At 63.3% G+C, this 13,936-nt stretch carries 14 protein-coding genes; 5 read left to right on the forward strand and 9 right to left on the reverse strand.

Going from position 1 to position 13,936, the window contains the following annotated elements:
- Positions 1–38: 38 nt before the first annotated feature.
- The 3 genes from ACN0YJ_RS11320 to cysS all read right to left on the reverse strand — a co-directional run bounded on the left by ACN0YJ_RS11320 (position 39) and on the right by cysS (position 2,246).
- Positions 39–491, reverse strand: coding sequence for an iron-sulfur cluster assembly scaffold protein (locus tag ACN0YJ_RS11320; protein WP_417496253.1), 453 nt, complete (start codon positions 489–491; stop codon positions 39–41).
- Positions 492–558: 67 nt separating this feature from the next.
- Positions 559–855, reverse strand: coding sequence for a hypothetical protein (locus tag ACN0YJ_RS11325; protein ID WP_417476918.1), 297 nt, complete (start codon positions 853–855; stop codon positions 559–561).
- Positions 855–2,246 carry a cysteine--tRNA ligase gene (cysS, locus tag ACN0YJ_RS11330; RefSeq protein ID WP_417496254.1) on the reverse strand — a complete coding sequence of 464 codons (1,392 nt, stop codon included), beginning with the start codon at positions 2,244–2,246 and terminating at the stop codon, positions 855–857. The genes ACN0YJ_RS11325 and cysS overlap by 1 nt, the downstream gene beginning before the upstream one ends.
- Before the next feature lie 237 nt (positions 2,247–2,483).
- Between cysS and folE the strand changes: the two genes are divergently transcribed.
- The 3 genes from folE to ACN0YJ_RS11345 all read left to right on the forward strand — a co-directional run bounded on the left by folE (position 2,484) and on the right by ACN0YJ_RS11345 (position 4,909).
- Positions 2,484–3,101, forward strand: a complete 618-nt coding sequence (folE, locus tag ACN0YJ_RS11335; RefSeq protein ID WP_417476916.1) for a GTP cyclohydrolase I FolE — start codon at positions 2,484–2,486, stop codon at positions 3,099–3,101.
- 144 nt (positions 3,102–3,245) lie between these two features.
- The gene (locus tag ACN0YJ_RS11340) at positions 3,246–3,599 is read left to right on the forward strand and encodes a helix-turn-helix transcriptional regulator (protein ID WP_417496255.1); all 354 of its coding nucleotides are present in this window, start codon (positions 3,246–3,248) and stop codon (positions 3,597–3,599) included.
- On the forward strand, positions 3,596–4,909 hold the full coding sequence (locus tag ACN0YJ_RS11345; RefSeq protein ID WP_417496256.1) for a type II toxin-antitoxin system HipA family toxin: 1,314 nt from the start codon (positions 3,596–3,598) through the stop codon (positions 4,907–4,909). The genes ACN0YJ_RS11340 and ACN0YJ_RS11345 overlap by 4 nt, the downstream gene beginning before the upstream one ends.
- Before the next feature lie 4 nt (positions 4,910–4,913).
- Here ACN0YJ_RS11345 and ACN0YJ_RS11350 read toward each other — a convergent pair whose 3' ends face one another.
- A complete protein-coding gene (locus ACN0YJ_RS11350) occupies positions 4,914–6,617 on the reverse strand; it encodes an alkaline phosphatase D family protein (RefSeq protein ID WP_417496257.1) in 1,704 nt (567 codons plus the stop codon).
- Between the two features lie 106 nt (positions 6,618–6,723).
- On the opposite strand from ACN0YJ_RS11350, the gene ACN0YJ_RS11355 reads away from it, so the two are divergent.
- Together ACN0YJ_RS11355 and ACN0YJ_RS11360 are read left to right on the forward strand one after the other, a co-directional pair.
- Entirely contained in the window at positions 6,724–7,740 is a 1,017-nt protein-coding gene (locus ACN0YJ_RS11355) for an RluA family pseudouridine synthase (RefSeq protein ID WP_417488611.1), read from the forward strand.
- 23 nt (positions 7,741–7,763) lie between these two features.
- Positions 7,764–8,957 (forward strand): M24 family metallopeptidase, encoded by a 1,194-nt coding sequence (locus ACN0YJ_RS11360; RefSeq protein WP_417496261.1) that lies wholly within the window; start codon positions 7,764–7,766, stop codon positions 8,955–8,957.
- On the opposite strand, the gene ACN0YJ_RS11365 is transcribed toward ACN0YJ_RS11360, so the two are convergent.
- The 5 genes from ACN0YJ_RS11365 to ACN0YJ_RS11385 all read right to left on the reverse strand — a co-directional run.
- On the reverse strand, positions 8,954–9,298 hold the full coding sequence (locus tag ACN0YJ_RS11365) for a DMT family transporter (protein ID WP_417496258.1): 345 nt from the start codon (positions 9,296–9,298) through the stop codon (positions 8,954–8,956). The genes ACN0YJ_RS11360 and ACN0YJ_RS11365 overlap by 4 nt on opposite strands.
- A complete protein-coding gene (locus ACN0YJ_RS11370; protein WP_417476910.1) occupies positions 9,295–9,942 on the reverse strand; it encodes a glutathione S-transferase family protein in 648 nt (215 codons plus the stop codon). Before ACN0YJ_RS11370 ends, ACN0YJ_RS11365 begins: the two co-directional genes overlap by 4 nt.
- On the reverse strand, positions 9,939–10,769 hold the full coding sequence (folP, locus tag ACN0YJ_RS11375) for a dihydropteroate synthase (RefSeq protein WP_417496259.1): 831 nt from the start codon (positions 10,767–10,769) through the stop codon (positions 9,939–9,941). The genes ACN0YJ_RS11370 and folP overlap by 4 nt, the downstream gene beginning before the upstream one ends.
- 223 nt (positions 10,770–10,992) lie before the next feature.
- Positions 10,993–12,879: an ATP-dependent zinc metalloprotease FtsH gene (ftsH, locus tag ACN0YJ_RS11380; protein WP_417476908.1), complete on the reverse strand. Its 1,887-nt coding sequence runs from the start codon at positions 12,877–12,879 to the stop codon at positions 10,993–10,995.
- A 93-nt stretch (positions 12,880–12,972) separates the two neighbouring features.
- A partial coding sequence (locus ACN0YJ_RS11385) for an ATP-binding protein (protein ID WP_417496260.1) occupies positions 12,973–13,936 on the reverse strand: 964 nt, incomplete at its 5' end.

A 13,936-nucleotide genomic window follows, 5' to 3' on the forward strand; every position in this document is an offset into this window, starting at 1 on the left:
TCCGCGCCATCCTGCCGGCTGGGCAGGAGCGGACAACCCTAGCCGGTCAGCGGGGTGGCAAGTCGGGTCGCGCTGGCCTGGCTGACCGCCTCGACGGCGGCATCGAAGGCCAGCAGGATCGACTGGTGGCGCGCCGGATAGGCGCGGGCGCTTTGCAGCAATTGCAATTCGGCGAAACGGCCGCGCGGGGCCGGGCCATTTTGCTTCAACATCGCCTTGAGACCATCGCGGGCCAGCTCGAGCTCGCGCAGCGAAGCCCCGATCGCCGCGCGTCCCAGGATCGCGGCCGAAGCCTGCCCCAGCGCGCAGGCTTTGACCCGCAAGGCGAGATCAGCGACATGGCCGGACTGAACGGTGATGTCGAGCTCGATTTCCGAACCGCACAGACGCGAAACCTTGCGCACGGAGGCTTGCGGCCGCGCCAGGCGTCCGATGCGCGGGATGTCCGCGGCGAGCCGCAGAACGGCGTTGGAATAAAGATCGTCTGTCATATCGCGATGAATGTATGCGTTTTTGCGTGCCAGCGCCAGATGCGGCAATACCGCTCAGCCGGTCCGGCTATTCCTCGTCATCATCCGGGTCCAGTTCATCGGCCTCGTCGAGTTCATCCTCATCGAGATAGGTCGGCTCCGTGCGGCCCAGCACTTCGGGGATATCGCCCAGATCGGCCGGATCGACGCCCTCGGGGCACCAGGCCTCGTCAATCTCGACATTCCAGAAGCCTTCCGCCTGTGCCGCACCGGCGGCCAGCTTGCAGGCCTGGTCCTTGTCGGCGGCGACGACACCATAAGTGACGAAGCCCTCGCCCACGGCATCCTCGACCTGGACCAGGACATTGAAACCGGTGAGCGCCATCAGCCCTGCTCCAGCTTGCGCCAGGTCGAACCTTCCGGGCCATCATCGACCTGGACATTGAGCGCAGTCAGTTCCGCGCGTACCGCGTCGGCGGCGGCCCAGTCCTTGGTCTCGCGCGCAATCTGGCGCTTGACGATCAGATCATCGATGGCGGCGCGCTCGGTGGCATCGAGTGCATTGAGGCCGAACCATTCGTCCGGATCACCCTGGCCGATCCCGAGCAAGGCACCGGCGGCCAGCAACTCACCCTTGGCGCGGGCCTGTTCCCCAGGGGTTTCCGCCTTGTTGGCGGCGCCGGCGATCTGGAACAATTCCGACAGGGCCTTCGGGGTGTTGAGGTCATCGTACAGGGCTTCGAGGAAGGCCTCGGGTGCCTCGGTTTCGGCAGCCTCGACAGCACCGAGCCGGCGCAGCACGCCATAGATGCGGTCGAGCGCACGGCGGGTCTTGGTGAGCAGGTCCGTCGTCCAGGTCAACGGCGCGCGATAATGCGCCGTCAGCAGGGCATAGCGCAGCACCTCGCCGGAATAATGTTCCGTGAGATCATGCACGAGCTGAACATTGCCCAGCGATTTCGACATCTTGTCACTGCCCATGGTGAGGAAGCCATTATGGAGCCAGTAATTCGCCATTGGCGCACCGTCATGGGCGCAGACCGACTGGGCGATCTCGTTTTCATGGTGCGGGAAGACCAGATCCACGCCGCCGCCATGGATGTCGATCGTGTCGCCGAGATGCGCCGCCGTCATGGCCGAGCATTCCAGATGCCAGCCCGGACGGCCGCGGCCCCACTGGCTGTCCCAGCCCGGCTCGTCATCACCGGCCGGTTTCCACAGCACGAAATCGGCCGGATTGCGCTTGTAGCTGGCCACTTCGACGCGGGCGCCGGCAATCATGTCCTCGAGATCGCGATTGGAGAGCCTGCCGTACTTCTCGAAGGAATCGACATCGAACAGGACATGGCCCTCGGCCTCATAGGCGTGACCACCATAGACCAGCGACTGGATCATGCCGATCATCTGACCGATATGCTCGGTCGCCTTCGGCGTGATGGTCGGCGGCAGGGCGCCGAGCGCAGCCATGTCGGCCTTGTAGATCGCTGCGAATTTCTCCGTGATCTCGGACATTGGCTCGCCGAGCTCGCGCGCCGCGGCGATAATCTTGTCGTCGACATCGGTGATGTTGCGCGCATAGGTGACGTGATCCACACCGAATTCCCGACGTAGAATACGATAGAGAACATCAAACACGACCACAGGCCGGGCGTTTCCTATATGTGCGTAATTATAAACAGTTGGACCACAGACATACATCGTCACCCGGTCCGGATCGATCGGTTCGAACGGCCGTTTATGACGCGCCATCGTGTCGAAAAGGGTGAGGGATGCCATGGGAAATTTCCGTTCGCTCAATAGGTCGGTGCTGAAAAATGTATCATTCGGATGCGGTCATATCATTGGAATTGCCGCAGGGAAGGCCTAAATGCTTCCCGACGCGCAAGCGTGGACACGGTGGGTATACGGAATTGGCGGAGAAATCGCCGAACTGTCCATCCCCGATCCGGAAACCGGCACTACGGAATCTGCCCTGATGGCAGAGCCGACCCGACAACGAAAGGATCCATGGAGATGGACGCTATGACTTCAGATGCAGCCCGCCTGAGCGAAACCAAGCCGGCCCGCCCTTCCCGCCATGAAGCCGAGGAGGCCGTGCGCACACTGATCGCCTGGGCCGGCGATGATCCGGCCCGCGAAGGCCTGCTCGACACCCCCAAGCGCGTTGCGAAAGCGTATGAGGAATGGTTCTCCGGCTATGGCGCCGACCCGGCCGCAGCCCTCGGCAAGACCTTCGAGGATGTGCAGGGCTATGACGACATGGTCATGCTGACCAATATCGATGTCGAGAGCCATTGCGAACACCATCTCGCGCCAATCATGGGCGTGGCGCACGTCGCCTATCTGCCATCGGCCGCCGTCGTCGGGATTTCGAAGATCGCCCGCGTCGTCGAGATCTTCTGCAAGCGCATGCAGACGCAGGAAACAATGACCGCCCAGATCGCTGATGCGCTGATGGATGCTATGAATCCGCGCGGCGTCGCGATCCTGATCGATGCCAAGCACCAGTGCATGACAACGCGCGGCGTGCATCACCCGAATGTGTCGACCATAACCTCGACCTTTACCGGCGAATTCAAGACCGACGCCAATCTGCGTGACCGCTTCATGCGTCTGGCCGAGAAGGCCTGAGCCCCGATCCGATCATAAAGACCGATATTTGACGCATTATCGGCATATTGCGCCATAATGCGTCAAATATCACTCATTACCTCACTTGCGATAATGATCTAAATTTGCTACATTATGGGTCAAAACTGGCTTAATGTAGCAATTATGGAACATTCGAATCCGGATCTGGAACCCATTTCCCGCATCATCGAAAACCTCGGCATCCGGCTTGAGGCCTACCGGATCTCGCGCGGCATCAAACAGGCCGATCTCGCCGCCAGCGCCGGGATTTCACGCTCGACCCTGATGCGGCTTGAGGCTGGCAAGGGCGGCACGATCGACACGCTGATCCGGGTGCTGCGGGCGCTGGATCTCACCGACCGCCTGACCGACCTCATCCCCGACGCCGCCCTGAAACCGCTCGACCCGATGAGCGAGACCGGTCAGCGCCGCATGCGGGTGCGCGACCGCAAAAGCGATGATGCGCCCTGGAGCTGGGATGATGAGCCCGGGAAATGAGCGACACCCCCAATACCCGCGCCAAAATCAATCTCTGGGGCCGCATGATCGGCGCCGCGGTCTGGGATAGCGAGCGCGATGTCGCCGTGTTCGAATACACGCCGGAATTCGTCGGCTCGCGGATCGAGGTCGCGCCGTTGACAATGCCGCTGCGGCGCGGCGTTTTTGATTTCCCTGCCCTGCCGCGTGAGACATTCAGGGGCCTGCCCGGCCTGCTCGCCGACAGCCTGCCGGACAAGTTCGGCAATCTGCTGATCGATCGCTGGCTGGCCGAACAGGGGCGCACGCCCGGCAGCTTCAACCCGGTGGAACGGCTTTGCTATACCGGCACACGCGGCATGGGCGCACTCGAATTCGAACCCGCACGCGCCGCGCCGGGCCAGGCTGGACGCGCGATCGATATCGCGCCCCTGGTCGAACTGGCTGCCCGTGTCATTCATGAACGCGCCGGCCTGGGCGGCACGCTGGACGGCGATGATGATCGCGATGCCCTGCGCGATATCCTGCGCGTCGGCACCTCGGCCGGTGGCGCCCGCGCCAAGGCGGTGCTGGCCTGGAATGAGGCCACTGGCGATTTCCACTCTGGCCAGATCAAGGCCGGGTCGGGCTTTACCCCCTGGCTGATGAAATTCGACGGAGTCAGTGGCAATGCGGACAAGGAAGTCGCCGACCCGCTCGGCTATGGCCGGCTGGAATATGCTTGCTATCTGCTGGCACGCGAAGCCGGGGTCGAAATGAGCCCGTCGCGGCTGCACGAAGAAGGCGGCCGCGCCCATTTCATGACCCGACGCTTCGACCGCACCGCCAGCGGCGAAAAGCTGCACATGCAATCGCTCTGCGCGATGCGCCATTTCGATTTCAACGCGCCGCGCGCCTATTCCTATGAGCAGGCGATCGAAACAATCCGCCTGCTCGGCCTCGGTCCTGACGCGATTGAACAACAGGTGCGCCGCGCCCTGCTCAACATCGTGATCCGCAACCAGGACGACCACGTCAAGAATATCGCCTACCTGATGGACAAGACCGGCCAATGGCGGCTCTCACCAGCGTTTGATGTCGTCTATTCTCACAATCCCGACGGCCAGTGGACCAGCCAGCATCAGATGTCGCTGGCCGGCAAGACGCAGGACTTCGTCCTCGCGGACCTGCTCCGGTTCGGCCGCTATGCGGATATCAAGCCGGCGAAACTGAAACGCATGCTCGGCGAGATTCTCACCGCCGCCGGACATTGGGGCGCTCACGCCAAAGCAGCCGCAGTTCCGGACAGCCTCGCCGCCCGGGCGCAGGCCGGATTCAGGCTCAGCTTCTGACGTCCTAGCCGACCCGTTCGGCCATTGGCACCTCACCACCCTCGGCACGGGCGATGCGCCACTGGCTGTCGAGCCCGGCGCTGTAGTCGCGGCTATCAAGGGTGGAGACCGTGACGTAATCGGCCAGGGCTTCCTCGGGGGTCAGGGTCAGGCGGATATAGCCGTGATCGACCATATTGCACTGGGCGACCTCGCTATTGGCCTCGCGCATCATCTTGCCATAGTCGACGCCCGGTGCCGTAAAGCCGGAGAAGGGCGAGGGACTGGTGACCGACGCGCCGACCAGCTCGGTGCCAATACGGTGGCCATCCTTGTCGAGCAGGTCATTGGCCCAGAAGGAATGGACGTCCCCGGTCACCGTGATGACATCGGCACCCACTTCGCGCAGGGCGGCATAGAGCCGGTCGCGCTCGGCAGGATAACCATCCCACATATCGAGATTGAACGGGATGCCGAACCGGGTGCGCATGATGATCGAGCGCGCCAACTCGCTGTTGCGGGTCACAAACCAGCGCAGCCAGGCCGGCATTTCGGTGGCGAAATTGGGGAAGTTGACCCGCGCCATGATCACCTGATTGCCAAGAATGCGCCAGGGCTTGCCCGCCGCGATCGAGGCGGCGCAGGCATCGCGAATTCCGGCGATCTGCGTGTCCCCGATCAAGGTCCGGCTCTCATCACCCACGACATCACGCCGCCAGGCGGCGACCGCGGCGAGCACCTCGGGATCAGTGTCGTCGGCATCAGAGGCAACCGGGAAATTATCGAGCGTAATTTGTTGATCCCGGTCGGTCAGACGCGATTCCAGCATGACCAGGGTCGCCAGGTCGCCAATCTCGTAACTGCCGAAGCGCTGGCGGTTATCACCTTCCGGTTCGCGCGTCGGCGTCCAGTCATACCAGGCGCGCAGGGCTGCGATGCGGCGGACCTCCCATGGACCTTCATCGGCATCATGGTTTTCGGCGCCATCACGATAGCTGTCATTGGCGGTCTCGTGATCATCCCAGCTCATGATCCAGGGCGCAGCCGCGTGTAGCGCCTGCAGATCGGGATCGGTTTTGTACTGGGCATGGCGTGCGACATAATCCGCTGCCGAGACCATCTCATGCACCGGGTCGGGCACCCGGTTCAGCGCCTCGGCATTGCCGGTCGCATACTGGCCCATCGGATATTCATAGAGATAATCGCCGAGGTGAAGGACGAGGTCGAGACCGCCATTCTCCGCGGCCTCGCGGTAGACGTTGAAATGCCCCGCCGGGAAGTTTGAGCACGACATGATCCCGATGGTATAACTGTCGAGCGCGCCGACCGGCAGGGTACGGGTTACACCGGTGGGTGAATAGGTTTCCCCGAGGCGAAAGCGGTAGAAATAGGCGCGACCCGGCTCCAGCCCGGTGGCGAGGATTTTCAGCGTCCCCAGCGGCTGCATCGTGACGTAGCGGATATCTTCGCCGCTCTCGAACACGGTATTCTCGAACGCTGCATCGCTTGCGACCTCGACACCGCGATAACCGCCACCATCATTGGTCAGGGCCGTCCACAACATCACACTGGTCTGGTCCGGATCGCCGGAGGCGACGCCGTGCCGAAAGGGACCGTCTTCACTGGCGGGGCGGAAGGCCTCGATCTGCGGCGCACAGGCACTAACGGCCAGTGACGCGCCTGCAGCGCCCATGAGCGCCCCGCGCCGTGTCAGATTGATCTTCTTCATCTTGCTCTCCCCAAAGCCCAAACCGGCATCAACGAAGCCACTCTTGTGCATCCGCCATAGCGTGCGATTGTTGCGTGTTCGCGACAGCAAGGCTACTCGCTTGTGAATGAGCACTGAAAATCCCGATATCCGCACCCTCACCGCTGACGACGATCAGGTCAATCAGCGCATTGATCGCTGGCTGACCGACGCGCTGGAGGAGTTCTCGCGTTCGCGCCTGAAGGCGCTGATCGATAGCGGTCAGCTGACCTGCAATGGCGCCGTGCTGGCCGATTGCTCCGCCAAGGTGATCCCGGGCGCGGTCTATGCCCTGACCGTACCGCCACCGGTTGCGGCCGATCCGGTGCCTGAAAAGATGGATCTCGACATCCTGTATGAGGATGATGACCTGGTCGTGCTGGTCAAACCGGTCGGCCTCGCCGTCCACCCGGCGCCGGGCAATTGGTCGGGTACGCTGGTGCATGGTTTGCTGTATCACTGCGCCGGCTCGCTGTCGGGCATTGGCGGCGTCGAGCGGCCGGGCATTGTCCACCGGCTCGACAAGGACACATCAGGCGTGATGGTGGCCGCCAAATCCGACGCCGCGCACAAGGGGATGACGATCCAGTTCTCCCGCCACACGGTCGAGCGCGCCTATATCGCCTTTACCCGGCATTCGCCCAATCCGAAGGATGGCCGCATCGAGACGCAATTGATGCGTTCTTCACGCGACCGGACGAAATTCGAAGTGCCCCACGACCCCAACAGCACGGCCGGCAAGCATGCCATCACCAATTACGTCACCCTGGCGCGCTATGGCCAGGATCCGCACGCCTCGGTCGGCGCCGGGCTGGCAGCCAAGGTGGAATGCCGTCTCGAGACCGGGCGCACCCACCAGATCCGCGTCCACATGGCTCATATCGGCTGCCACATGCTCGGAGATCCGGTCTATGGCTCCAAGCGCGGCCGCCTGCTCGGCTCGGAGATTTGCGACCCCTTCCTGCGCGATTTCCGGCGCCAGGCATTGCATGCCGCCGTGCTGGGTTTCAAACACCCGGTGACCGGGGTTGATCTGCGCTTCGAGAGCGAATTGCCCGACGATATGAAACAGCTCGAAAGCGTGCTCGAGCAACTCCCATACTGAGGAGACGGACCATGACTGCCATGATGACCAAGGGTGTGGGCGGCTCGACCGCCGAGAAGGAACTCGCGCGCCTCAAGCCGATGTTGAGCGACTGCCAGCCGATCAGCCATGACGAGCACAGGGCGAGGCTGGCCGGCCTGGCGCAGCGCATGGCCAAGGCCGGGCTCGATGCGGTCTGGCTCGATGCCGGCAGCAATCTCACCTACTATACCGGTATGAAATGGCGCGCCTCCGAGCGGCTGGTCGGCGCCCTGATCGGCGCGGACGGCGGCGTCACCTATGTCGGCCCTGCCTTCGAGGAGGGCACACTCAAGCTCTATATGGGCATCGAGGCGCCGCTTCGCGGCTGGGAAGAGCATGAGAGCCCCTATGCCTGTGTCGCGTCCCTGCTGCCCTCTGGTGCCGCGCTGGGGATTGATCCGGCGGCACCCTATTTCACCGTCACGGGTCTGAGCGAAGCCCTGGATGGCGTCGCCCGCAATGCCGGCGATGTCGTCCTGTCCGGCCGCGCCCGCAAATCACCCGCCGAGCTGGCGCTTATGCAGGCAACCAAGACTGCGACGATCGAAGTACACAAGGCGGCCGGTGCCATCCTGCGGCCCGGCATTTCAACCGGCGAAGTCACCGAATTCATCCATGCCGCCCACAAGAAGATTGGCGCGCCCGGCGGCTCGACTTTCTGTATCGTCCTGTTCGGCCCCGATACCGCTTTCCCACATGGCGTCGCCCGGCCCAAGACGCTCGATGAGGGCGATGTCGTGCTGATCGATACCGGCTGCGCGATGCATGGCTATCAGTCCGACATCACCCGCACCTATGTGTTCGGCGAACCCACAGCGCGTCAGCGCGAAGTCTGGGATGCGGAAAAGGCGTGCCAGCTTGCCGCTTTCGAAGCGGCCCGGCTGGGCCATAGCTGCGCCAGCGTCGATGCCGCAGCGCGCGCCGAGGCTGAAGCCCGCGGTTTCGGGCCAGGCTATCAACTGCCCGGCATCCCGCACCGCACCGGACACGGCATCGGGCTCGACATCCACGAGGCGCCCTATCTGGTCGGCGGCGATGAAACCCCGCTCGAAACGGGGATGTGTTTTTCCAATGAACCGATGATCTGTGTGCCGGGCGAATTCGGCATCCGGCTCGAGGACCATTTCTACATGACCGCCAATGGCCCGCGCTGGTTCACCCAGCCCTCGAAATCGATCGAGGATCCGTTCGGCTAGTATGAACTGTCGCCGCTGAGGCGAAGGCCGAGAATTCCGACCATGATCAGGGTGAGGAAGAGGATGCGGGCAATCGTCACCGGCTCCTTGAACACCAGAATGCCGATCGTGGCGACGCCGAGCGTGCCGATCCCGGTCCACACCGCATAGGCGGTGCCGGCGGGCAGATGCTTCATCGCCGCAAATAGCAGCACCATCGAGGCGGCCAGGGCGGCGAGCACGGCGGCGTGCTGCCAGAGCGGGGCCTGGCGGTCGACATATTTGAAGCCGAGCGCCCAGGCCATTTCGAAAATCCCGCCCATCACGAGCAGCGACCAGGGCCCCGTCAGAAACGCCATCATGCCTGTACCTCAAGATCAAAATTACGGCGCCAGACTTCGCGGATGACCGGATGTTTCTCGGTCGCCCGCACCGCGCCAGCCAGGTTGGGGCAATGCTCGAGGAACCAGCCACCGCGGGGCGACCAATGGCTCATCATCGCGACATAGACATCGAGCAGGCTCATCGTCTCGCCGAGCAAATAGGGACGCGTTGCACCCTTGAAGGCCATGTCGATGATCCGCCACATCTGTTTGCGCCGCTCGACCGCCTGCTGCAGCAAAACCTTGTGGGTCGCAGGATCGGGATGGAAACGGGCCGGCCCGTCAGTGATCGCGAGGGTCGAATAGAAGCTCGATGACATGAAAATCATCCAGCGCAGATATTCGGCGCGTTCGGGGGCATCGGGGCGCGGCGCCCAGCGATACTGGCCGTCGAGATCACCGAGCCAGATCAGGATCGCTGCGCTCTCGGTCATGACGTCATCATTGGGCAGGATCAATGCCGGGACCTGGCCCGCCGGATTGACCGATTTCACCCGGGCGAGCCCGGCGGCACCATCAAGCGGGTCGGCCTCCTCGAAGTCGTAAGGGATGCCATGCAGTTCAAGCGCCGCCTCGACACAGGTCGAGCCGAAGCCCTGCTGGCCGTAGAGCGTATAGCTCATGCCTTGCCCTCGCGAATGGCGGCCTGGAGCTTGAGGGCCTGCAGCGTCATGCGGATATCGTGGACCCGCACCATGGACGCGCCCGCCTGGGCGGCGCGCAGGGCGGCGGCGAGCGAGCCGCCAAGCCGCTCGGTCTCGGCTGCCCCCTCATCAATGGCCGCAATGAAGCGTTTGCGCGAAGCCCCGAACAGGACCGGATAGCCCAGCGCAATGACCTGGTCGAGATCATGCATCAAAGCCAGATTATGATCGAGCGACTTGCCGAAACCAATGCCCGGATCAAGCCAGATACTGCCGGCATCGACACCGCCCGCCATGGCAATATCAGCGCGCTCGGTGAGGAAATCGCACACTTCGCTGACGACATCCTCATAGCGCGGTGCGGCCTGCATCGTCGTGGGTGTGCCCGCCATATGCATGAGAATGACCGGGACACCGAGTTCGGCTGCGGTCGCGATAGCGCCTTCGGCACGCAGCGCCATGACGTCATTCCAGATATCAGCGCCCGCCCCGATCGCGGCGCGGGCGACTTCCGGTTTGCAGGTGTCGATCGAGATTCGCGCCGCCGTCTGCTCGCGCAGGGCCTTGATGACCGGGATGACGCGGCGCATCTCCTCGGCGGTATCGACAGGCGCCGCACCCGGCCGCGTCGACTCGCCACCGATATCGATGACATCGGCACCATTGCCGAGCATTTCCAGCCCGCGCGCGACCGCAGCTTCCTGGTCGATGAAATCACCACCATCGGAAAAACTGTCCGGCGTGACGTTGAGAACGCCCATGATGAAGGGGATGCCGGGCTGGCGGCGGGATCGAGTCTTGCGCATCCACCCCTGCTAGTCTGCCCGCCCGGGATTGGCAAGCTGCGACGCTAGGGGAGCGGCGATGCCCGTAGATTGAGTGTGAAGCCCGCCCGGGCGTCACCGGCCTCCTGGCCGCCAACCGGTACCGGCTGCAACTTGCGACTGATTTGTCGCATGGCACAAAGGCAAAGAAAAACCCCCGGCGCGCGGCACCGGGGGTTTGTCATCTATCCGTTTCAGGCCTTGATCAGGCGCCTTGCGGCTCCGGATCAATCGCCGGGCCATCATCTGTTGTCGGCACAGCGCTGCTTGGCGGCGGCGAGCTGGGAAGATCCGGCTCGTCAGGTCGGCTTGGACGCTTACCTTCGAGCAGGTCACGCACTTCCTGGCCACTCAGGATCTCGAATTCCAGCAGGCCGGCGGCCAGCACATCGAGGTCCTTCCGGTTTTCGGTCAGGATTCGGCGCGCCGTGGTCTCGGCTTCCTCAATCAGGGCCCGGACCTCCTTGTCGATCAGCTCGGCCGTGTCGGGCGAAATGTTCGGCGCCTCGTAGGACTGGTTCTGATAGCGCACGCGGCCGAGTTTCTCGGACATGCCCCATTCCATCACCATCGCACGCGCCATACGGGTCGCCTGCTGGATATCACTGGTCGCACCATTGGTGACATTCTCCGGTCCCAGCGCAATGATTTCCGCTTCGCGGCCACCAAACAGGGAGGCCAGGTTGGAGATGCAGTACTGACGCGAATAGCTCAGCCGGTCGGATTCCGGCAGGCTGAACGTGACGCCGAGGGCGCGGCCGCGCGGGATGATCGTCACTTTGTGCAACGGGTCATGCTGCGGCATGTTCAGACCGACAATGGCGTGACCGGCTTCGTGATAGGCGGTCAGGTTTTTCTCGGCATCGGTCATCACCATGGAACGCCGCTCGGGCCCCATCATGACCTTGTCCTTGGCATCCTCGAATTCGGCCATCGAGACGACGCGTTTATTGCGGCGCGCGGCCAGCAGGGCGGCCTCATTGACCAGATTGGCCAGATCGGCACCGGAGAAGCCCGGCGTGCCCCGCGCAATCACGCGCGGGTCGACATCGCTCGACAATGGCACATCGCGCATGTGGACCTTGAGGATTTTTTCGCGGCCAATAATGTCAGGATTGCCGACCACGACTTCGCGGTCGAAACGGCCCGGACGCATCAGCGCCGGATCAAGCACGTCAGGACGGTTGGTCGCGGCGATCAGGATGACGCCTTCATTGGCCTCGAACCCGTCCATCTCCACCAGGAGCTGGTTCAGCGTCTGTTCGCGCTCATCATTGCCGCCGCCAATACCGGCGCCGCGCGAGCGGCCGACGGCATCGATTTCGTCGATGAAGATGATGCAGGGCGCATTCTTCTTGGCCTGTTCGAACATGTCGCGGACGCGAGAGGCGCCCACGCCGACGAACATTTCAACGAAGTCGGAACCGGAAATCGTGAAGAAGGGCACATTGGCTTCGCCGGCGACCGCACGGGCCAGCAGCGTCTTGCCGGTACCCGGAGGGCCAACGAGCAGCACGCCTTTGGGGATCTTGCCGCCGAGGCGCTGGAATTTGCTCGGATCCTTGAGGAATTCGACGACTTCCTGCAGCTCTTCCTTGGCTTCATCGACACCGGCAACATCGTCGAAAGTCTTGCGGCCATGGGTCTCGGTCAGCAGGCGTGCCTTGGACTTTCCAAAGCCCATCGCGCCGCCACGCCCGCCGCCCTGCATCTGGCGCATGAAGAATATCCACACCCCGATCAGCAGCAGGAAGGGGAAGTAGCTCATCAACATGTTGAGGAAGAAATTGCCATCGGTATCAACGGGCTCGACATCGATATTGACACCAGCCTCGCGCAGGATCTCAACCGTCTGGTTGTCCTGGGGCGGCATCATGGCCTCGATCACCTGACCGGTCCCGCCCTGGGCGCGGATAATATCGCCCTGGATCGTTGCCGAGGAGATCTCATTGCGCTCGACCCGGCCGAGAAATTCCGAATAGGTCACCTGGCTGGTCGGGGCGACGGTTTCGCCGGAACGGCTGACAAGCTGCACGAGTGCGAGAAGCAGCACGAACACCACGGCCCAAATCAGGATATTTCTCATTTGCATGCGGATCATCCGTTCAATCTAGCGGTCATCTTGGACCAGATATGGGCATTCCTTGCCCCAAGTGCGAGTCACAGGCGCAGCCCGCGAGCCCTGTCAGGCCGGAGCGGGTCGATCCAGTCCTGGCCCGAGGGCCGGATCACACTGCAACCGGCTATCAAATCGCTGCTCCATCAATGGCACTATCCGCACGTCCGGATGGTGCCGCACACCGGCAATTGCCAAGACCTCGCCCTGGCGGCGCAGCGTCAGCAGACCGGTTCGCGCCGGGCCCGGGATCGCGTCCAGGTCGCGCCGCGCCTCAATCCCCTTATACCCCTTGCCCAAGGGTTCGGCGATGATATTCACGACGGAGGTTTCAATCTCGTAACGACCGTCCCAGACCTGCGCAGTGTCTGGCTGCACTTCCAGTGACTTACCCCCAGGGAGATCGACCCGCCCGAGGACAGCGCCGGGGTCCCGGAACATCCAGCTGCCACCGCGCCAGCGGATCGATTGCACACCCGCAGCGTTGCCGGAAACACCCGTCAGCACACGCTCCACCAGGCGATCAAGCCCTGACTGACGCGCCGCGATACCGCGGCCGGAGATCGCCAGGGCAAGCGTTTCGACAAGGCGCCGGCGGATCACCGGCGCCGCCTTCATCAAGCGCTCGACATCCAGCTGCGCCCCGCCCCAGGGGCAAAACCTGACAACATCCCTGGCGGCAGTCGCGACCGCCAGGCGTTCGCTTCGCTCGATCGCGCCCAGATCCCGGACCAACCCGCTCAAGCGCTCCGGAACGAAGCCCGCGGCTTCCAGCGCATCGAGCCGTTGCCGGATTCGAATGCGCGTATAGTGGATGTCCTGGTTCGAGGGATCGTCAATCCAGCGCTCTCCGGCAATGGTCAGATAGTCCCGCAATTCGGCTCGCCGGACATCGAGCAGGGGGCGCAGGATCTCGACGCCCCGGCCCTCGGGCCAGACCGGCGAGGCGACCCGCTCGGCCATGCTGGCACAGCCGCGCCACCCTGCGCCGGCCTGCAGGCGCATCCACACCCGCTCGGCCTGGGCATCGCCC

It is taken from the genome of Maricaulis sp. (assembly GCF_048270095.1).
GTDB lineage: Bacteria > Pseudomonadota > Alphaproteobacteria > Caulobacterales > Maricaulaceae > Maricaulis.